Genomic DNA, 20,537 nt, shown 5'->3' with positions numbered 1-20,537 from the left:
GGCTATCTGATTTTTCTACCTTTTATTTTAAAGTCTCTGGTGATGTTGAATCCAAAGTGGATATCACCGTCAAGCCAGCTTCCACGCGTTTCCCCAACGAAGAATTTTTCAATCATTCCTCTACTGTTTCCAAAATGAAGCTGGAAAATGTGCCCTTTGGTATCAAACTGGATTCCGATGGCGAGCGACTGATTGTATTCCGGATCATTGGCCCCCAGATCGGATTTCTCAGGTAGATAGGAGGAGGGGGTAGCGTAGTATTCTGCGGAAAGACTAATGTTTTGGGTAACATGGTATTGTGCGGCGAATCCAAGAGAAAGAATGTCGTTTTCCTCAATGGCAGAAACTACATTTCTATGCAAAATGGTAGGCATAATCTGCGCGCTTAGGCGATCAGTCAATTTCCTGGCCATCAATAGTTGAAAGGTGTAGGCAAACCTACTATCATCAAAAAGAGGATCGTCAGGAGGGTTTTGGGTTTTCCATGCGACCGTACCGAGTAGTGTCAATGTAATAGGGGTATTTTTCTCACCGCTGGACTGGCGTAGCAGCTTGTACTTCAAATATGTATCTACAGTCTTTTCAAAGGTACTACGTCCAAGCCCAACTGTAAATCGGTTAGTAATGCCATAGTCCAACCCGATTCTCATGGTCGAAAAGTCTAAGCCCCATGCATCCTGTGCTCCGGAGTTGAGTTTTTCAAACCGGTGTGAGATAATAAACTTGAGCACCCCTTCAGTATTCGTTTCAACCGAATGTCCATTGACTATGCGGGTGTCATCAAAGGTGCCATATGTATAATTGCTCTGTGCATGGCAGAGAAAAGCTATGGCTGCCAGAAGAGATGAGAGTACAGTCTTTTTCATATGTAAGGGCTTGTTGCGTTTAATAAAGCTATTGATTTACGGAACAACTCGAAAATTAGATTAGATTCAACGACAGAATATGTCACTTAAACGAATAATAGTGCCCTCTAACCGAGTTCCAAAAGCAGATGGTTTTATAAACAGTCATCATTTATTATCTTGGACGGATAACAAAACTATTTACCATACCTATACTATTTTATGATGCACGCACTTCAACAAGTTGGATTTATCGGAGGAATAATTACGGCGCTTTTAGGATTAATTTTGATTCTTATTGTCAACGATACAGGACATGTTCCTGAGGTTTTGGTCAATACCATGTTAGGGATCGTTTTTGTTTCTGGTACATCTGTTTTCTTGAGTATCGTTAAAAGAAGTCTATAAACACACTCGGAAAAATGGATGAGTCGGTCAAAATCCTCTATGTCGATGATGAACAAGGGAATCTTGACTACTTCAAATCCGTCTTTCGACGTGAGTATACGATCTACACGGCCCAATCAGGACATGAAGGTTTGAAGGTTCTGGCCGATGAGCCGGATATCTCTATCATTTTTACTGATCAGCGCATGCCTCGAATGACAGGTGTGGAGTTCTTACAGGAGGTAATGAAATTACCTATTGATCCTGTGAAAATTCTGGTGACCGGGTATGCCGATATGGATACGGTAATCACGGCGATCAATGAGGGGCATATCTACCATTACATTTCCAAGCCGTGGACCTATGACGAAATGAGGATTATTATTAGCAGGGCCATTGAAAACCAACGATTGGTTCAGCTGAATAAGGAACTTCTCGTGCGGTCTGAGCGGAAGGAAAAGGAGATGGTGATATCAGAGTTAGAAAGTTTGAGAAACCAGGTAAATCCGCATTTCCTTTTTAATTGCCTCAATACGCTGCATGCCTTGGTCTCTGATAACCAGCAGGCAAGGGAATTCATTCGAGGATTGTCAAATATATATCGTTACCTGTTGGAGCACCACAAGGATAATATTGTCAGGCTTTCAGAAGAGTTAAAGTTTTGTAATAACTACTTTCACTTGCAAAATGTCCGCTTTCAGGGAGCCATTGAATATATCTCAAAGGTGGATCCCGCTTATGCTGATTACGTCATACCCAGTGCTTCACTCCAGTTGCTCATTGAAAATACGGTAAAGCACAATGTGGTCACTGTAGATAGGCCTTTGATGGTACATGTTTATAATGAAGGGGATTGGTTGGTCGTCAAAAATAACTTTCAATTCAAATCCGCTACTGATTCTACCGGTATTGGGCAGGAAAACCTCATTCGAAGGTATTCGTATATCACCGACAAGCAACCACTGTTCTATGAGCAGGACGGATTTTATTACTCTAAAATTCCATTATTAGAAGAAACATTTTAACTTTTAAGGAGAAACGTCTAATATGCTCAACATTGCGATTATTGAAGACGAGCCCCTTGCGGCCGAAGATTTGGCAAAGACACTGAATGAAATTAGTGACGACTCGAAGGTTGTTGTTAAGCTGGATAGTGTGCGTGCCTCTGTGGAATGGCTTAGCCACAATGATGTGGACCTGATCCTTTCTGACATTGAGCTGGGTGACGGGTTGAGTTTCGATATTTTCAGTCAGGTTAAGAAAAATATACCGATTGTTCTCACTACAGCATATGATCAATATGCCATAAGAGCTTTCAAAGAAAACAGTATAGACTATCTACTCAAACCGATTGATCGGGATGAGCTTAAGGCTGCTTTGGATAAGTACAGGTCCTGGGCTACCGATAAGAAAACTTTTGATGTCGATTCGGTACTGAGTGCACTTAAACAACAATCTTCTTCGGCAGCTTATCAGGAACGATTTTTGGTGACCCTGGGCGAACGATTGACCTCCATACCGGAAAACAGGGTTGCATACTTTTTCAGTGAGGATCGGTATACTTTTTTAGTAACCAAAGAGGGTTCACAGCATATCATCAATTACAATCTTGGAGATTTGGAGGATGCGATCAATCCAGCGAAATTTTTCCGGATCAATAGAAAATTCATCATCTCATTTGAGGCTATTAAGAACATGGTGGCCTATTCCAAGAGCAGGGTCAAAATAGACCTGGATCCTTCGGCGCCTAAAGAATTGGATGTGATCGTCAGTGTGGAGCGATCAGGGCCGTTTAAAAAATGGCTGAACCGTTGATTTCCGGAATTTCCTGGCCTGATCATTAGAAATGCATGTCCGAATGTTTGAGAATTAACAAAGATTGTTCAATTTCGAGCCTGCAATTCGCGCACGTGGTGGAATTGGTAGACACGCCATCTTGAGGGGGTGGTGCATTAACTTGTGTGGAAGTTCGAATCTTCTCGTGCGCACAATACTTCTAAAAGTCCGGGCTTCTTCTGGACTTTTTTTATTTTGAATCACATTTCATAAAAAATATACAAATGAGCGTAGACGTAGCACTTCTGAAAAACATATGCGAGGCTCCGGGAGCACCGGGTTTCGAAAAGGAAATTCGTGATCTGGTTGTTAAGGAGATCCAAGGTCATGTAGATGAGTATAGCATAGATAATATGGGTAATGTCATCGCGATTAAAAAAGGGGTAAATAACCCGGAAGGCAAGAGTGTGATGGTTGCGGCTCATATGGATGAGATTGGCTTTTTGGTATCGCATATTGATGATGAAGGATTCATTCGGTTCCAAACGCTAGGTGGATTCGATCCGAAAACCCTTACTGCACAAAGGGTCATCATTCATGGTAAAAAGGATATCATAGGAGTGATGGGGAGCAAGCCGATCCATGTAATGAAAGCTGAGGAGAGGAATAAGCCGGCAAAGATTGAAGACTATTTCATCGACAGCGGGATGAGTAAGGAGGAGCTAGAGGAATGGATTGAGATAGGGAATCCAATCACGCGACAGCGTGAGCTCATCGAAATGGGAGAATGTGTCAATTGTAAATCCATTGACAACAGAGTAGCGGTTTACATCCTTATTGAAGCACTTAAAAATATAAAAGCACCTGCATTTGACTTATATGCTGTCTTTACCGTGCAGGAGGAGGTTGGTATCAGAGGAGCTAATGTAGCGGCCCATACGATCAATCCTGATTTTGGTATCGCACTGGATACCACGATTGCTTATGACCTGCCGGGAGCTCAGGCCCATGAAAAGGTGACGGCGCTAGGCAAGGGGACAGCCATCAAGATTATGGATGCTATGACCATCTGTGACTCGAGAATGGTGAAATACCTAAAAGCAACAGCGGCTAAACACGAGATTCCATGGCAGCCGGAGATTCTTGCAGCGGGTGGCACGGATACCTCAGGAGTTCAGCGGATGGGTAAAAATGGTTCCATTGCAGGAGCTATCTCCATTCCGACCAGACACCTGCATCAGGTGATAGAGATGTCTCATAAAAAGGATATTGATGATTCGGTGAGGTTACTGGTAGCTGCACTCGAAGATATGAATACTGCCAGCTGGGAGTATTGACCAAAAGAAAAAGGCTTTCAAATTTGAAAGCCTTTTTTATTTAATTCATTGAATATCTAATTAATAGGAATAAACCTCATTTCAATCCCCTAATTCCTTAGCTGTTGTTTTGGCATGAGAGCCATGCTTGTAACTATGAGTGATTTTTTCTGTTTGTGACAGAAGTAGGGCTGAAGTAATGAAGACCATGTGTATCACAATTTCAATAATGATACCTTCGACACTCGTCTGTTCTGCTGTGGCCTTATAATTAATGAATGCTTTCAAAAGCTGAACCCCGGAAATTGATGCCAGCGATGTAGAAAGCTTAATTTTCAATTGGCCCGCATCAAGGTCTTCCAGCCATAATGGCTTATCCTCATGATGGTCCACATCAATGCGGCTGGTAAAAATGGAGTACCCACCGATCGTTACCATTACCACGAGGTTCATTACCATGGAAATATCCACCAAACCAAGGATGCGAAGCATCATCTCAGTTTCATGCAGCTCGATAGTCTGATGAAAAGTGTGATATAATTCCTGAAAGAATTTGAAAAGATAAAGGATTGCTCCAAAGGACAAACCGATATACATGGGTGCCTGAACCCATCTACTCCAGAATATAAAACCTTCGAAAAAATTTTCGAACTTCTTTATGCCGGTTTCTTCAGTTTCGTCGTGTTCCATTCGTTAGGTCAGTTTAGCGGAAAGATAAAAAGATTCTTCTAGTTGAAAAGCGTTATAATCATTAAAAAATCAACTCTTAGAGAAGACTACCTGAGTCTTAGCAAGTAAGTCATGCAATGCCCGGTGGTCTTCACGGAAATTAATCAGTGCGAAGCCAATAAATAGAAATATCAGGGAAGGTGCTTTTAGTAGGGATCGTAGTAATGCCTGATGCCATTGTGGTTTATGGTAATTATCAGAGACGATTTTTACTTTCATGTAAATCTTTCCCGGAGTGGCTTGCCACTTGCTTAGGGTAAAAATGGTCTCAAAGCAAAGAAAGAAAACCCAGACCGCCATGCTGGTTTGGAAGATATCAAGCTTTAATAAGCTGAAAAGGAAGGCTACGATCAGGTAGATCAGAAAATCTATGTTATGAGCCATCATTCTTATCCAAAAGCCGGCAGGAGTCATTTTATCCTTTATAATTGAAAATTTTATTGGCTAAATTAAGTCCCACAAACCAATAAAAACCTAAATCTATGAAACTACTCAAAGTAATCGGTATTGCTTTTGTCGCATTGGTATTGCTGGTATTTGTTATGGTGCTCGCGCTGCCGGACGAAACACATATCTCAAGAAGTGTGGTCATCGATGCGACGCCCGGAGAGGTCTACAGGGAACTGGTGACCTTTAAAAACTTTAATGACTGGTCTCCGTGGGCTGCCAGGGACACTGCCACGGTTTATACCTATGAAGGCCCGGAACTCGGAGTAGGTACGAAGATGACCTGGGTCAGTGAAAGTGATGATGTGGGCTCGGGATCAATGGAAATCATTGAAATCAAGCCGGATGCGCTGGTCAAGACCTTGATGAAATTTGAGGGGTTCGATTCGTCGCCGACAGCTTCCTATATTATTGAATCATCTGATGGAGGGACTCAGCTGACCTGGACCTATGATGAACTTGGAGTCTCTGGGATCGGAAAGCTATTTGGTCTGATGATGGACAATTTATTGGGACCGGATTACGAGGCTGGTCTTCAATCTTTCAAGGAAAGACTGGAATCGGCCCCTGAAGCTACCTCCGATATTTCATTGACAAGCGTTGAAGGTTTTGATTATATAGGGATCTCAAGTACAGTGGACCCTGCTTTGATATCATCTGTAATGGCCCAGAGCTATGGGACTTTATTTGGTTATACCAATTTGAATGGAGTAGAAATGGCAGGATATCCTATTGCGGTGTATTCTGATTACTCAGAAAATTCCACCAGCTTTATTTGTGGATTGCCGGTAAGCGACGCTACAGAAGCTTTGCCTGAGACCATTGATAGGTATTCCATGCCTTCAACTACCGCCGTTAAATATCTTTATAAAGGAGATTATTCTGGGTTAGAGTCTGCTTACAAGGAATTAGGAGACTATATAGCCTTTGCAGATTATGAAATTACAGGTGATCCGTGGGAGGAATACCTCACAGATCCGGAGTCTGACCCGGATACTGCTAACTGGGTTACGCATGTATATTTTCCGGTGAAGTGATATAAGAGTACTAATCGAAATTTTGTTTGCCTGATTAATTATTAATCGGGCTTTTTTTTGGAAAAACGTCGAAACCCGAAATAATCATATAGTTGATGAAATAAGTGCAAAAACACTCTTAAAAAATGTGTGGATTTATAGATTTTCTAAAAACAGCAAGATTTTTTGTTTCATTTCAATAAATAAGCCTTTTTTTAAAAAATTACGCATCAATAATGGCTCTTTGTTGAAATTATAATGGTGTTTGATTCACTTTGTATAAGTAATTCATAATTCAAACACTTATGAGAAACACGATTAAAACCCTAGTACTAGCAGCGCTATTAATAGTTTTTAGCGCGGCTAATGTGTCAGCGAGCACGGACTCACTTACTACTGCTACGTTTTGCAGGGTTGTGGCTCAGGAAAAACAGGACTCCTACAAATTGATCTTTAAAGGATCAGAGAAGGGGAACGTCACTATCAAATGGCTTGATAGCGATGGAGATGCTATATATATGGAAAATGTAAAATCAACCGACGCTTTTGTTAAGCAATACGACTTGTCCACCCTTCCTGAAGGCAAGTATCTGATTGCTGTGGAATCGACGTTGGGATATGATTTTTCAGAAGAGATCATCCTTGGAGATGTTTCAGGCTTTGACTTTCAGCTAAGAGATGCTGGATCTAAAAGTGTGTTGCTCTCCGGAACTCATCCGGAAGGAAAGAATGTGTACTTAAGCATTCTGGATGAGGACAGAAACACGATCTACAGCGAGTCTCTTGAAGATACCGAGGAGGTATTGAAGAAATTCGATTTCCATAAAATGTCAACAGAAAAAGTAACTTTTGTTTTGTCTCACAGAGATAAAATTTTCAAGGAAGAATCGATAACATTTTAATCTGCTTTAGTGCATATTGATCCTATTAATGGAGAGGCGAAAGCTTCTCCATTTTTTTTGTTGTTTTAGTAAGTACATTAATATACTTTTGCCATCCGTTTTAGAACGGAGTGTGTGAATAGCACCAAGTGATAAGCCTGAGTGGCGGAACTGGTAGACGCGCACGACTCAAACTCGTGTTCCGCAAGGAGTGCCGGTTCGATTCCGGCCTCAGGTACAGAAACCCCTGTTAATCTTTTGATTTTCAGGGGTTTTGTGTTTTTAGTTCCGCAGGGAGTGCTGGTTCGACCTTACGACGGAGCGACCGGCCTCATGCTGGTTCGAGTTTGCAACTCGGACGTTTATAATGAATTTCATCTTAGTTAATCAGCTATGCAAGCACTAAAAGCAGTCGGAATCGAGTGTCAGCCGGTCGGGAGCAGTCTTGTTAAATATGCCTACAGCAGTTTTGTTACACTCAATAGGCACATGTGGGCACTTGCGTCAGATGGGTAGCCTATCAGGTAGGTTGGACAAGGAAAACCTGTTTCATTGAATTGGAATGAGCTGATGCTTACGCCAGATGCGCACCCATTCAGACTAATTTATCTCCTCTTCTCAATCAAATTTGTATTTGTCTGCGTATTGAAGCTATTTTAAACCCGCAAAATGGAGCAGGACAAAATCTTAATTGGTAGAAAGGATAAAATAGATCTTCCCGACTTCGGTTTGATGAATATCCCGGCGAAAATTGATACCGGTGCCTATGGCTGTGCGCTGCACTGTCATGAGATGGAGGTGATCGAACAGGAGGGGAAAGAAATACTCAGGTTCAAAGTGCTGGACCCCTCATTTGAGCATTACACGGATCAGTTTCAGTATGCTGAAAAATTCTCAATCAAAAAGGTCAAAAGCTCTGTTGGAATTGCGCAAAAGCGGTTCGCAATCAAAACAAAAGTGGTCATTTTTGGTCAAATATATACGGTCACTTTTACGCTGACAGATCGAAAGAAAATGAAATACCCGGTATTGATCGGAAGGAAGTTTCTTTCTAATAAGTTTGTTGTAGATGTTGCGCTCAAGGATCGCTCATACAAACAAAAAAAGGACAAATGAAAATAGCAGTACTCTCACGAAATGAGTCTCTTTACTCCACTTCAAGGCTACTGGAAGCCATAGAGAAGCGTGGGCATGAAGGCATGGTTATCGATCATTTAAAATGTGATATCGTCATGGATGAAGAGGGGCCTTCGCTTTATTATGGGGGAAAAAATCTTAAGCATCTCGATGCGGTCATTCCAAGGATTGGCGCTTCAGTCACTTTTTATGGCGCGGCTGTGGTGAGACAATTTGAGATGATGAATATTTTCAGTGCGGTGGATTCTATGGCCATTACGCGGTCAAGGGATAAACTAAGGAGCCTTCAGATATTGTCGAGAGCAGGAGTGAATATGCCAAAAACAGCCTTTACCAATAACAGCAAAGATGAAAATAAGGTCTTAAAGCACATAGGCCCGGCACCGGTTATTATCAAACTGCTTGAAGGTACTCAGGGGCTGGGGGTCATTCTGGCAGAATCCAATAAGGCAGCTAAATCTGTTATGGAAGCCTTTGAAAGCCTGAAAACAAGAGTGATCATTCAGGAGTTTATCGAGGAGGCCGGCGGTGCTGATATTCGAGCTTTTGTGGTGAATGGAGAAATTGTAGGCGCCATGAAGCGACAGGGGCAAGAGGGAGAGTTTCGCTCCAACCTGCATAGAGGAGGAGAAGCCAAACTCTTGAAGTTGTCAAGGGCGGAGAAGTCGACCGCATTAAATGCGGCTAAGGCCATGGGACTGGCAGTAGCGGGGGTAGATATGCTCCAGAGTAACAAAGGTCCACTGGTGTTGGAGGTGAATTCTTCTCCCGGATTGGAGGGAATTGAAAAGGCTACAGGGATTGATATTGCCGATAAAATCGTCCAATACGTGGAGTCGGGAGCGCAAAAAAACAAGAAACCCAGAAAGAAGATCCATGCCTGAGTTTTTATGAATATCAACGGTCGAGATATACTTCCTGGGCAGGAGAAAAACATAAGGGTAGCGATATCGAAACTGCCCTCACATACGCCAATTGATATATCCATTACCGTTTATAATGCTGAGCAATCCGGTCCGACAGTACTCCTTATGGGAGGGATGCATGGTGATGAGATTAACGGAGTCGAGATAGTCCGGAGAATGATCGAAAATGGTTACCATCGGGTCTCTAAGGGAGCTACCATCTGTATTCCGGTTCTCAACGTTTACGGTTTCATTCACTTTTCCAGAACGGTCCCTGATGGGAAAGATGTGAATCGATCTTTTCCGGGCAATAAAAATGGGTCTTTGGCCGCCAGAATGGCTGATTATCTGATGAAAGACGTGATCCCTCAAATAGATTTGGGGGTGGATTTTCACACCGGCGGGGCTGAGCGAACCAACTATCCTCAAACCAGGTGTGTGATGAAAGATGAACAAAATGTGGAAATGGCGACCGCTTTTCATGCGCCTTTTGCATTGGATTCTCCTTATCGATCGAGTTCGCTGCGATGGGCCGCTGCCAAGCAGGGTAAACGGATATTGGTTTATGAGGGAGGGCAGTCGAGCCGCTTTGACGAGTATGCCATTCAGGAAGGGATCAATGGAACGAGAAGGTTATTAAGACATCTGGGTATGGCCGATGATGCACCTGAGCCACAATATGACAATTTGCGGTTGAAGAGTTCCAGCTGGATCAGGGCGAGAAAGTCAGGCTTATTTCAGCCGCTGGTTCAAAGTGGGGACAAGGTAAATCGAAACCAGGTGGTGGGATACCTGGCAGATCCGTTTGGAGAGTTTAAGAAAAGTGTCAAATCGAAGGTAGGCGGATATGTTATTGGTTTGAACAACAATCCACTCTTGCATGAAGGCGATGCCATTATGCATATAGGGGTAATATAAATATATTTATTCTATGTATATGATGATGAGATACCCGCTTCTGCTGCTAATTGTAATTTCCTTGTTAGGCGGCTGTTCAGAGTCCGAAAATGAACCTCGGCAGAAGACCTACTATCTTTATCAGGCCAATTATAATCCCGTAAATGGGAAAGTCGTCTTTTCAGAGCTTTCTGCCGGAAAACTCCAGGTGGATATTATACTTCAAAACACATCTGAAGGGGTGTTTCATCCGGCCCATCTTCATTTTGGCGATATCACAGAAGTGGGTGAGTTGGCCTATGCCTTGAATCCGGTGGATGGAGCTACAGGTCAAAGCACTACCATCCTCGATCAGGTAGCATTGACCGGAGGAGAGCTATTTACCTATGATTTGCTTACCGAGATGAACGGAAGTGTCAAGGTTCATATGAATAGCAGCTATTTCAGTAAGATGGTGCTTGCTTTCGGTAATATCGGAAAAAATCAGGATGACATTTTTGAGGGAGTAGCAGTGTGTACAGGGCACTAAATAAAAAATCCCGCCTGTAAAGGCGGGATAAAATCTGCTATGAAAATAAATCTCTCTATCTTCTTTTTCAAAGTTGATTCAAATGCCCTAGTTCTCCCAAGATTGTTCGGTGAACACATAAAATTTGTCGTTGAATGAGGCTTAATCGTGTTCCAAATGTTGGATACAGGATTATAATAAAGATGGGGAGCTATTAAACGTGAAAATTGATGGTGATTGGAGTATCCAGTTTTAGCCCCAATAGTTCGGCTGCGTTTCCTTTATTAATGCCGATCTGGAGATGACCCAGAGAATTAAAAAACACAAAGCATTCTCCTGAATCAACATCAGCATAATGCTTATGTATCGTGCCTACGGATTCCCTACCGATAGTAATATCAAAGGCCACATTTCCATTGATCTTTTGGATCGTTTCGTATTCCTTCTTTTCGATGTTGGTGATCAGATTTCCGTAATGATCGACCCGGATCACATTACCGGCAATTTCCCTTTTCGTCACCTTGAGTTTCCTTGCGAATAGTTCATAGACACTATCCACAGGCTTGCCCATTTCATGGATGTTTTTACCACTGGCCAGGTTAGCGGCCACGGGAGCCAGCAGGTCCTTGCTCATAAAGGTCGACATGATCGGGCGAACAATATTGATGTCTACGATAGCCATAGGTCTTTCCTGGCTTATGAGGCTGAAAACACCGGAATCAGGTCCAACAAAAAAATGATCTTCTACTTTCAATGCCAGCTGTCGGCTAGGTTCTTTAGCCATTCGGTCCACGGCACAGAGATGAACGGTTCCTTTTGGAAATTCCCGGAAGACGTTCTTCAGAAGGTAGGCGGCCTGCCCAATATCACCTACCTTTACTTCATGACTGATGTCAACAATATTGATGCTTGGGTTTTGCCTTAGAATGGCTCCTTTTACGGCAGCAATGTAGTGGTCTTCCCTACCGAAATCAGACATAAAAGTGATTACTGCCATACAAGCAAAAGAAATATTATATTAATTTGAGCAAAAGTATATATTACTAAAAGCAAGAAAAATCATAAACCGACATTCATTTGCTAGAAAAAGTCGTAACGCTTGAAAATGTCTCACTTGTTGATTTTCTCGGCGTAGAAAATCAAAATATCAGAGAAATTGCCAGTGCTTTTCCCGAAAGTAAAATTGTGTCCCGAGGGAATGAAATTAGAATTCAGGGATCAGGTCAGCACATCATTAAAATCAATGACATTTTAAATTCTCTTGTAGAGCACTACCATAAATACGGTAAAATAACGCATGAAAATGTGGTGTCCTACATAAACGAAGAGAACTTGCACGCGACTGATGCGGGTGCTGACGATATTTTGGTGTTTGGGACCAGGGGATCCAAAATTGCTCCTAAGACCGTGCACCAAAAGCAGTTGGTCGAAGCAGTCAACAAGAACGACCTGGTTTTTGCGATAGGTCCGGCCGGAACGGGTAAAACCTATATTTCTGTTGCTTTGGCGGTTCGCGCTCTCAAGAATAAGGAAGTCAAGAAGATCATTATCACCCGTCCTGCAGTTGAGGCAGGAGAGAATCTTGGATTTCTACCGGGTGACTTAAAAGAAAAGATAGATCCATATCTAAGGCCTATCTATGATGCCCTCAACGATATGATCCCTTCAGAGAAACTTCGGTTTTACATGGAAAATAGTGTGATCGAGATTGCTCCGTTGGCTTACATGAGAGGTCGAACATTAAATAATGCCTTTATTCTACTGGATGAAGCACAGAATACAACCCCGATGCAGATCAAAATGTTCCTGACGCGTATGGGACCAAATTCCAAGGTGATTATCACCGGTGACAGGTCGCAAATAGATTTGCCTCCAAAACAAAAATCCGGATTGATTGAAGCATTGGGGGTTCTAAAGGATATCAAAGGCATCAGCTTCATTACGCTTGATGAACGAGATGTGGTAAGACACAAACTGGTGAAAGATATCATTAAGGCTTACAATCAAAACAATGAGCATCCTGGTTAAAGTCATTCTGGCTACTACGGGAGAACAAAAGCAATTGGCGTTTGCGGTACGTCAGGAAGTTTTTGTGGTCGAACAGCACGTAAGTCGTGAGGATGAGTTTGATCAGTATGAGGAACAGGCATCACATTTTTTAGCTTATGCCGCAAACGAGCCCATTGGAGCTGCTCGCTGGCGGAAAACGGACAAGGGTATTAAACTTGAACGCTTTGCAGTAAAGAAATCCTTTCGCGGGATGGGAGTGGGTAGCGAAATATTGCAGGCTGTTCTCGATGATATCAAGGCCAGTTCAGAATCCGGACAATACCTGTACCTTCATGCACAGCTACCAGCCATTCCTCTTTACGAAAAGTTCGGATTTGAAAAGACGGGTCCACAATTTGAGGAATGTGATATACTCCATTATAAAATGGAAATGGTGATCTGACTTGCTTTTTCATTGTGCGTTAATGGCAAATTGATAATATTTGGCAATTAACGTTTTTAAATGCATTTCTGGAGCCCATTTCCTTTTGTTCGAATATCCATAGCCCTCATTGTCGGGATCGCCCTTCAATATCAATACCAATGGCATTTGGATGAATGGTGGGGCATTCCGATAGTTTTTCTGATCTCTCTACTACTTTCATTTTGGGCCTCAAATAAGTGGTTAAATTCCGTTCTGGAGGTATTCTATGGGTTGTCTGTGGTGATCGTATTTGTCTACGTGGGCTCATTAGTTACTTTTTTTCATCAGAATACCAATGACGAACACCACTATACCCGATATGATCATGCTGATGCATTTTCGGTTCGATTGATAAGTGATGTATCCGTCCGAACCAACTATCACCGATATGAAGCTGAATTAACTTCAGTTTTGGTCGCAGATACCCTTCATCCGGTTAATGGAAAAATGTTTCTGTATGTCCGAAAGACTGATTCTTTGGAGGTTTTTAATATCGGAGATAGGTTCTACGTGAATGGAAATTACTACCCGGTACAAGCTCCCTCAAATCCTCACACGTTTGACTACAAAGCTTACCTGGAAAAGCTGAATATTTATGCTCATGCTTTTGTCTCCATGTCGGATACCCGTTTCATGGGCAATGAACCTCCCGGTATACTGCTGTCTGTAGCTCATCATATCCGTAATGTTTGTAAGCAGACCATTCAGGAGATCATCCCCGAGGCAAGAGAACAATCCATACTAATGGCACTGTTGGTAGGGGTTAAGGATTACCTTGATGAAGCCACGAAGGATTCGTATGCCCAGGCCGGTGCGATGCATGTGCTGGCCGTTTCCGGACTTCATGTCGGCATCATTTACTATTTACTCACCTTAGTCTTTGGTTTCCTGAAGCGTAACCCGGCGGGTAAGATCACTTTTATTCTTCTCGCCTTGTCCATTATTTGGCTATATGCTGCGGTCACTGGTTTTTCTCCTTCGGTGCTCAGGGCATCAGTTATGTTCAGTGTGATTCTCCTGAGCGAAACTTTGAGCCGCAGGTCCAATATTTATAACTCACTAGGGATTGCAGCCTTGATCTTGTTGCTGTATGATCCGTTCTTGATTTATTCGGTGGGTTTTCAATTATCATTCCTGGCGGTGCTGGGAATCGTATTTTTTCAACCTAAGATTAAGTCTTTATGGAGCCCGGAGAATAAGATACTGCAATATTTTTGGGAGATCAGCTGCGTTTCAATGGCAGCTCAGCTGGTCACCTTCCCGTTGACCGTTTACTATTTTCATCAGTTACCCACCTATTTCTTACTCGCTAATTTGATTGTTATTCCAGCAGCAGGACTGATTTTGACGGGGGGGATTGTGGGCATTTTACTTTATCAATTGGTTCCGGTCTTAGGGGAATTAGCAGGAAGGCTACTCTATTATTTAATGTACGGGATCAATGAAGCCATCGACCTGTTGACACAGCTTCCACTAACGGTGGTAGATTGGCTCTATTTTGATTTCTGGGATACGGCTTTGGTGTATGGGGCGATACTCCTGGTGTGTATGGCATTCGATTATCAATTGAAGAGAAGTTTGTTTGCGGCTATGATTCTTTTTGGAGCCTTTATGGTCAAAGCTGATTTTAATTTATACGATCGCACAACTAACCGGTCTATCATTTTTTATGGGATCAAAAATCATGTAGCGATTGATTTTATTGAAGGTCAAAATGCGATGCTACTTGTGGATAAGGTGGTGTCTTTGGATCACAAGGTCATGGACTATCAGGTTAATCCTAACAGGCTGGCAAGTCGTTTGGAGCCTTTTGATTGTGCGATGAAATCTCTGGATAGTTCGGACGCGGTAATGGCAATGCCTTTTGGTTACTTAATTGAAAAAATGGGGCAGCGCATTATGGTTATCAACTCACAGGAGGAATTTGAGTTGAAGGAGGAACCTGAGGTGGATATACTTTATCTCAATGAAAGGAATACCGGCATATTGACGAAAGTAAAAGCGAAACATTATTTGCTTGGATGGGGAATTGGTTATTATGCGGTTCAAAGGATAAGGGACCAATTCGAAAATGATGAAGTTCATTTTCACAGCCTAAGGCTGGATGGATATTATGAATTGCCTCTTGTATCCAGTGAAAATCAATCAATCAACAACTAAATTTGACTTACACGAATATTCAAAGTGAAGCAACCAGTTGAGGTACTAAAGGAGTATTGGGGATACCCGGCATTCAGGTCTATGCAGGAGGATATTATTTCCGCTGTGTTGGATGGTCAGCATGCGCTTGCCCTTTTACCGACAGGTGGCGGAAAATCGATCTGTTTTCAGGTGCCTGCTTTATGTCTGGACGGAATCTGCATTGTGGTCTCTCCGCTGATTGCCCTTATGAGGGATCAGGTATTTCAATTGAAGAAACGTGGGATCAAGTCTGTGGCAATATTTTCGGGAATGTCTCCACGAGAGATCGATATTGCTTTAGACAACTGTATTTACGGGGATATAAGATTCTTATATGTGTCTCCGGAAAGATTAAAAACGGAGCTGTTTTTGGAGCGTGCCAAACAGATGGATATCTCCTTGCTGGCTATTGACGAGGCACATTGTATTTCTCAGTGGGGATATGACTTTCGTCCGCCGTACCTCGAGATCCAGCACTTTATCGAACAGCTTAGTATTGAGCGGGTCATGGCATTGACAGCCTCTGCTACCAAAGAGGTAAAGGATGACATTATTAGCAAATTGGGCCTTCACGATCCAAAGGTTTTCAAGAAGAGCTTCGCCCGGGAGAATTTGTCTTATTCAGCGTTCAGGATGGAGGACAAAGATGGAAAGATGATGGAAATACTTACCAAGGTGCCGGGTTCATCCGTCGTTTATGTGAGAAATCGAAAAAAGACTCGTGGTATCGCCCATTATCTTAAAGCCAATGGCATATCTGCGGACTACTATCACGCCGGGCTGACAGGAGAAGAAAGATCAACGAAACAGGATCTTTGGATCCGGGGCCGCATCAGGGTGATGGTGGCAACCAATGCATTTGGAATGGGTATCGATAAAGCAGATGTTCGCACGGTTATTCATTATGATTTACCTGACTCGCTTGAGGCTTATTATCAGGAGGCTGGCCGGGCCGGAAGAGATGAGAAGAAAGCTTATGCCGTCGCCTTGTTTCAGGACTCTGATATTGATGAACTACAAAGCAGGGCAGAGCAGATGAGTGTGGGGGTGGAATTCATTAGACGTGTCTACCAGGCTTTGGCCAATCACTACCGATTGGCGGTAGGCAGTAAGCCTATGGCGAGTTTTCCATTTGACTACCTCCAGTTTACTTCCAGCTTTAATCTACCGGCCGTAGAGACTTATTACGCATTGAATAAGCTGCAGGATGAAGGGTTTATCCAGGTTTCTGATGTTTATATGCCCACCAGTCGGGTATTGTTTCTGTTGAGCAAAGAAGAAGTCTATAAATTTCAGGTGGCGAACAGTAATCTTGATCCACTTGTCAAGGCGGTCTTGAGAATGTACGGGGGGGAGGCCTTTACATCGTATGTACCTCTTAAGGAAACTGATCTGGCCAAGCTGACCAATCTTACCGTGAATAAGGTGATTACTCAGTTAGAGTATCTGCACCTGGCTGAGGTGCTTGAATACCAAAGGGCGGCCGACAAACCGCAAATGATCTTTCTTACTCCGAGGGTTGAAGCCAACAACCTTCCATTGGATAAGAAAAGGATCGAATGGCGGAAGGAGGTGACATTAGGTAAGGCTAAGTCGGTAATCGATTATATGACTAATACAGCCATCTGCCGAACACGTTTTATTCAGAATTATTTTGATGAGGACGCAAGAGATGATTGTGGAATTTGTGACGTTTGTCGAAAAAAGGATAGAAATCATGGGGACCTGCCAATGAGTGAGGTGCTTGGACTAATAGAAAAGGAACCGTTAGATATGGATGGTATTGCTGAAAGGCTGAAAGGGCATGACCCTCAGGTGGTTATCGAAGCCATAAGAAAATTAATGGACCGAAAGGATATCCAGGTGTCAGATTCAGGAATGTATTCTCTCAATACCCACTAGTAGGTATTTTTAGTCAGATTCATCGAATTTGACTATGTGAGCCAAACTCCGCTTTTTATATTTAGAAGATTGATCAAGTACTAAATTCTAAATATGAAGAGACTCCTATTACTACTGCCTATTCTGATGGTCATATCCCTGACCGTCCATGCTCAAATTAATGATGGTCTATTGCCGTTTCAAGGCAAGTTGACGTCTGACGGGATTCCCGTTACCGGCTCAAGAGAGTTTGTTTTTTCCATTTCCTCTATAGGTTGGACAGAAACACACCCTGCCGTAGCTATACTAGATGGTTATTATTCTGTTGTCTTGGGAAGTACACCTGATAACGGTCTTCCAAGAGGACTATTTGATGACGTAAATGTGTTAGAGCTGTCGATAACTGTGGGTGGCGTTGCGTTGTCACCGGTAAATATCTATGCGCCACTGAGAAGCAATAACTTGCCTAGAAAAACTTCAATAGATGCTGCCAATGTAGGAACTGCCGATACTGTTTTTCATATTGAGGTGAATGCAGATGTCAATCGTGCTTTGCAGGTAGATCTAAATGGTACCGGAACGAAATATGCGATCCGTGGTAATGTGACTTCTACCGGTGTTGATGCTGAGTATAAAGCCGGTGTGTTTGGAAGTGCGACGGGAGATGGTGCCGCCTCACTCAGTGGGGTTTATGGTCAGGCTTTTGGAACGGGTATTTATAACTCTGGTGTAGAAGGTACTGCCGGAGGCGCTGGGAATGGAGCCACTGGTTTCGGAACAGGATCTTACAATACTGGGGTTCTTGGAACCGCCCTCAACAATGCATGGGGAAATACAGGTGTGTTTGGTCGTACTCAGGGAACTGTCGGAGTGGATAATATTGGGGTAGTAGGTGAATCAGGAATTAATGATGCCACTACTACCGTAAGTAATACAGGTTTGCTTGGACGAGCAAATGGCCCTGGAATTAACTATGGTATCATGGCTTTTGCCGAAGGTGGGGTCACCAACTGGGCGGGTCAGTTCAATGGAGATGTGAATATAGATGGTTCTCTTTTTATCAATGGACAGCCATTTGCTGAAGGAGGGGGAACATCCACACTGGATACCATTGTGACCAAAAGTTTAACCGTGAAAGATAATGGAGATAAGGTGAGCCTACGACTATTTCAGCATCCTACTAATTTAAATTACAATGCTTTATTCGCCTATGATAGCCTGGGGAATGGTGTGGGTTGGTTTGGGACCAATGGAGCTGGAAATGGATTCATGCAAATTTATGGTATTGATAAGACCGATACCTCTTATTTGGGAGGAACCCTGGTGATGAACGCAAGCTGGCAAAATAATCTTCCTGTATTGTTCATGGAAGGATCGAATGAAGCTCCTTATACGAGTTTACTTATGATGGGAGGCGAGTATAGTCCTGATACCCAAAGGGAATCAGGGTATTTCGAACTCAATACAAAACAGCGTGTAATTGATGGCAAAGGCCCGGCGGCCAGAATAAACATTGTTGATAATGGACTTGATGTGGCTTCTGAAGGTGGTGAATTCATCCTCAATGGCGCGAATACGCCTAATTTCCAGGTGAGTAGCAAGTCTTTAGAAAATGCTGATCACGTCTCTTTAAATATGTTTGGGTCAAAAGATGATGGTGGAGGATGGTTTCAGTCCAATATCAATCTGGATGTCACCACAGATGGAGTTTGGGACTACGGAAATATGGTTTTCACGAATTCTCAGAACGGAGGGGTTGGTACGACCCCGCTTGAATTTACTGGTAACTTCGAAGGAAGTACTCATGGAGGTATTACGGTAAGAAATACAGATAACTTACCAAGAGTTCAAATAGATGGTTTTGGTAGGATTAGACTCCCAGGAGCAGATGGCGCCTACTGGAACTGGTTTAACAATACCATTAATGGAGATAATTCGAGTAATGGATCAGCCCAGGTAGCGAAAATCGCACCAGATGGCACTTACGAGATGGGTACAGGTATGTCAGGTGGATATTTCTACATGGACTCCAAACCTTCTTTCAATATGTTGGTGGAGATGGGCGCCTTCCCTGATCCAAATGGCAATAATCAATCCTTTTTGAGATTAAACTCTGATGATCGTGCTTCTGCTGGAAAGCCAAGTGCCATCAGCTTGTCAGTAGTGAATGATGTGGCTGGTCCTGACCCAACAGGCGCAGGTGGTGAATTCATTCTAAGTGGTAACAATTCACCAAACTTCCAGGTTGGAGTAAAGACATGGGAAAATACAGACTATCCTTATTTGAATCTTTTTGGCTCAAAGTCAGATGGTGTAGGCTGGACATTGTCTAACATTTCAATGGATGTATTTAATGCCGGAAATTACGACGCTGGTACACTTTTTATGTACAATACACTGGATGCCGTGTCATATGAAACTGTCAATCTGCAAAGTTCCGGGCAGAACGGATCGGGACAGTTAGTTCTTCGCGATAGTGCTGCCAGTCAGGACCTTATTTTGCTCCATGATGATGGAGGGACAGGAGGAGCGCTCGATGTATGGGCATATGGCAATACAAATATTACATCAGTTAAATCAAGTGGTGTGCAAATCGGAGTTGATGTTTTCAATAATGGTATTCAACTGGTTTATGATCCGATTGGGGATCCCCTTTTGGAAATGTTTTCTGCGGGTGCTCCAACCATCACAATGAATGGTACGACAGGTATTATCAATGCAGTCACTGTCAATCAAACTTCTGATAAACGATATAAAAAGAATATTGTGACACTAGAAAATGCGCTGGATAAAACCATGCAATTGCGCGGAGTATCTTATAACTGGAAAGATGAGAACAAAACTCAGGCCAACCAGATAGGGGTCATTGCTCAGGAGGTTGAGGAGGTGTATCCGGAGTTTGTTCATACCAACGCGGAGGGTATGAAATCAGTCAACTACTCACAAATGGTAGCCGTGCTAATTGAGGCCATTAAAGAACTGGATGCAAAGGTGGTCAGTCTGGAGGCAGAGAATGAAAAGCTGAAAGCTGAGTTGAATAAGGCACAACAAAATGAAATTGATGAGCTCAGAAATGAGATTGAGTCGATCAAATCCTTGCTGATAATACCGACTGGTTCGGGTAACTCTCTGGGAGCAGTAAGTAATCAATAAATGAG

19 protein-coding genes and 2 tRNA genes are annotated in these 20,537 nt (G+C 42.8%); 17 read left to right on the top strand and 4 right to left on the bottom strand.

Annotation, left to right across the window (positions count from 1 at the left end):
- Window positions 1–2 precede the first annotated feature (2 nt).
- Window positions 3–866: a DUF5777 family beta-barrel protein gene (locus tag NXR94_RS08290; RefSeq protein WP_258104151.1), complete on the bottom strand. Its 864-nt coding sequence runs from the start codon at window positions 864–866 to the stop codon at window positions 3–5.
- A 201-nt stretch (window positions 867–1,067) separates the two neighbouring features.
- Here NXR94_RS08290 and NXR94_RS08285 point away from each other — a divergent pair, with 201 nt between their 5' ends.
- The 5 genes from NXR94_RS08285 to NXR94_RS08265 all read left to right on the top strand — a co-directional run bounded on the left by NXR94_RS08285 (window position 1,068) and on the right by NXR94_RS08265 (window position 4,345).
- The gene (locus NXR94_RS08285; RefSeq protein WP_258104150.1) at window positions 1,068–1,253 is read left to right on the top strand and encodes a hypothetical protein; all 186 of its coding nucleotides are present in this window, start codon (window positions 1,068–1,070) and stop codon (window positions 1,251–1,253) included.
- 14 nt (window positions 1,254–1,267) lie between these two features.
- Window positions 1,268–2,257 (top strand): histidine kinase, encoded by a 990-nt coding sequence (locus NXR94_RS08280; RefSeq protein WP_258104149.1) that lies wholly within the window; start codon window positions 1,268–1,270, stop codon window positions 2,255–2,257.
- 22 nt (window positions 2,258–2,279) lie between these two features.
- A complete protein-coding gene (locus NXR94_RS08275) occupies window positions 2,280–3,047 on the top strand; it encodes a LytTR family DNA-binding domain-containing protein (protein WP_258104148.1) in 768 nt (255 codons plus the stop codon).
- An 89-nt stretch (window positions 3,048–3,136) separates the two neighbouring features.
- Window positions 3,137–3,220 (top strand) — tRNA-Leu (locus NXR94_RS08270).
- A 72-nt stretch (window positions 3,221–3,292) separates the two neighbouring features.
- Window positions 3,293–4,345, top strand: a complete 1,053-nt coding sequence (locus tag NXR94_RS08265) for a M42 family metallopeptidase (RefSeq protein WP_258104147.1) — start codon at window positions 3,293–3,295, stop codon at window positions 4,343–4,345.
- Window positions 4,346–4,426: 81 nt separating this feature from the next.
- On the opposite strand, the gene NXR94_RS08260 is transcribed toward NXR94_RS08265, so the two are convergent.
- Complete coding sequence (locus tag NXR94_RS08260) at window positions 4,427–5,014, bottom strand: TIGR00645 family protein (protein WP_258104146.1); 588 nt, start codon at window positions 5,012–5,014, stop codon at window positions 4,427–4,429.
- A gap of 69 nt (window positions 5,015–5,083) precedes the next feature.
- Entirely contained in the window at window positions 5,084–5,467 is a 384-nt protein-coding gene (locus tag NXR94_RS08255) for an RDD family protein (protein WP_258104145.1), read from the bottom strand.
- A 68-nt stretch (window positions 5,468–5,535) separates the two neighbouring features.
- Between NXR94_RS08255 and NXR94_RS08250 the strand changes: the two genes are divergently transcribed.
- The 7 genes from NXR94_RS08250 to NXR94_RS08220 all read left to right on the top strand — a co-directional run bounded on the left by NXR94_RS08250 (window position 5,536) and on the right by NXR94_RS08220 (window position 10,865).
- Window positions 5,536–6,537 carry a GyrI-like domain-containing protein gene (locus tag NXR94_RS08250; RefSeq protein ID WP_258104144.1) on the top strand — a complete coding sequence of 334 codons (1,002 nt, stop codon included), beginning with the start codon at window positions 5,536–5,538 and terminating at the stop codon, window positions 6,535–6,537.
- Between the two features lie 284 nt (window positions 6,538–6,821).
- Entirely contained in the window at window positions 6,822–7,418 is a 597-nt protein-coding gene (locus NXR94_RS08245) for a hypothetical protein (RefSeq protein WP_258104142.1), read from the top strand.
- A 135-nt stretch (window positions 7,419–7,553) separates the two neighbouring features.
- Window positions 7,554–7,635: transfer RNA gene (locus NXR94_RS08240), tRNA-Leu, on the top strand.
- A 431-nt stretch (window positions 7,636–8,066) separates the two neighbouring features.
- A complete protein-coding gene (locus tag NXR94_RS08235) occupies window positions 8,067–8,513 on the top strand; it encodes a RimK/LysX family protein (RefSeq protein WP_258104141.1) in 447 nt (148 codons plus the stop codon).
- On the top strand, window positions 8,510–9,418 hold the full coding sequence (gene rimK, locus NXR94_RS08230) for a 30S ribosomal protein S6--L-glutamate ligase (protein ID WP_258104140.1): 909 nt from the start codon (window positions 8,510–8,512) through the stop codon (window positions 9,416–9,418). Before NXR94_RS08235 ends, rimK begins: the two co-directional genes overlap by 4 nt.
- A 6-nt stretch (window positions 9,419–9,424) precedes the next feature.
- Window positions 9,425–10,357: a succinylglutamate desuccinylase/aspartoacylase family protein gene (locus NXR94_RS08225; protein WP_258104139.1), complete on the top strand. Its 933-nt coding sequence runs from the start codon at window positions 9,425–9,427 to the stop codon at window positions 10,355–10,357.
- Window positions 10,358–10,376: 19 nt separating this feature from the next.
- Entirely contained in the window at window positions 10,377–10,865 is a 489-nt protein-coding gene (locus NXR94_RS08220) for a hypothetical protein (protein ID WP_258104138.1), read from the top strand.
- Window positions 10,866–11,058: 193 nt separating this feature from the next.
- Here NXR94_RS08220 and NXR94_RS08215 read toward each other — a convergent pair whose 3' ends face one another.
- Window positions 11,059–11,841: an S-adenosyl-l-methionine hydroxide adenosyltransferase family protein gene (locus tag NXR94_RS08215; RefSeq protein ID WP_258104137.1), complete on the bottom strand. Its 783-nt coding sequence runs from the start codon at window positions 11,839–11,841 to the stop codon at window positions 11,059–11,061.
- Between the two features lie 80 nt (window positions 11,842–11,921).
- On the opposite strand from NXR94_RS08215, the gene NXR94_RS08210 reads away from it, so the two are divergent.
- The 5 genes from NXR94_RS08210 to NXR94_RS08190 all read left to right on the top strand — a co-directional run bounded on the left by NXR94_RS08210 (window position 11,922) and on the right by NXR94_RS08190 (window position 20,532).
- Window positions 11,922–12,872: a PhoH family protein gene (locus NXR94_RS08210; RefSeq protein ID WP_258104136.1), complete on the top strand. Its 951-nt coding sequence runs from the start codon at window positions 11,922–11,924 to the stop codon at window positions 12,870–12,872.
- Window positions 12,856–13,296 (top strand): GNAT family N-acetyltransferase, encoded by a 441-nt coding sequence (locus NXR94_RS08205; RefSeq protein WP_258104135.1) that lies wholly within the window; start codon window positions 12,856–12,858, stop codon window positions 13,294–13,296. The genes NXR94_RS08210 and NXR94_RS08205 overlap by 17 nt, the downstream gene beginning before the upstream one ends.
- Before the next feature lie 60 nt (window positions 13,297–13,356).
- Window positions 13,357–15,477 (top strand): ComEC/Rec2 family competence protein, encoded by a 2,121-nt coding sequence (locus NXR94_RS08200; protein WP_258104134.1) that lies wholly within the window; start codon window positions 13,357–13,359, stop codon window positions 15,475–15,477.
- Window positions 15,478–15,501: 24 nt separating this feature from the next.
- Entirely contained in the window at window positions 15,502–17,400 is a 1,899-nt protein-coding gene (locus NXR94_RS08195) for an ATP-dependent DNA helicase RecQ (protein ID WP_258104133.1), read from the top strand.
- Between the two features lie 93 nt (window positions 17,401–17,493).
- Window positions 17,494–20,532, top strand: coding sequence for a tail fiber domain-containing protein (locus tag NXR94_RS08190; RefSeq protein WP_258104132.1), 3,039 nt, complete (start codon window positions 17,494–17,496; stop codon window positions 20,530–20,532).
- Window positions 20,533–20,537: the final 5 nt, after the last annotated feature.

The sequence above is a fragment of the Marinoscillum sp. MHG1-6 genome (assembly GCF_024714475.1).
Lineage (GTDB): Bacteria > Bacteroidota > Bacteroidia > Cytophagales > Cyclobacteriaceae > JAMZMI01.
Note: the sequence above shows the minus strand (reverse complement) of the source record. Positions and strands in the feature narration are given on the sequence as shown.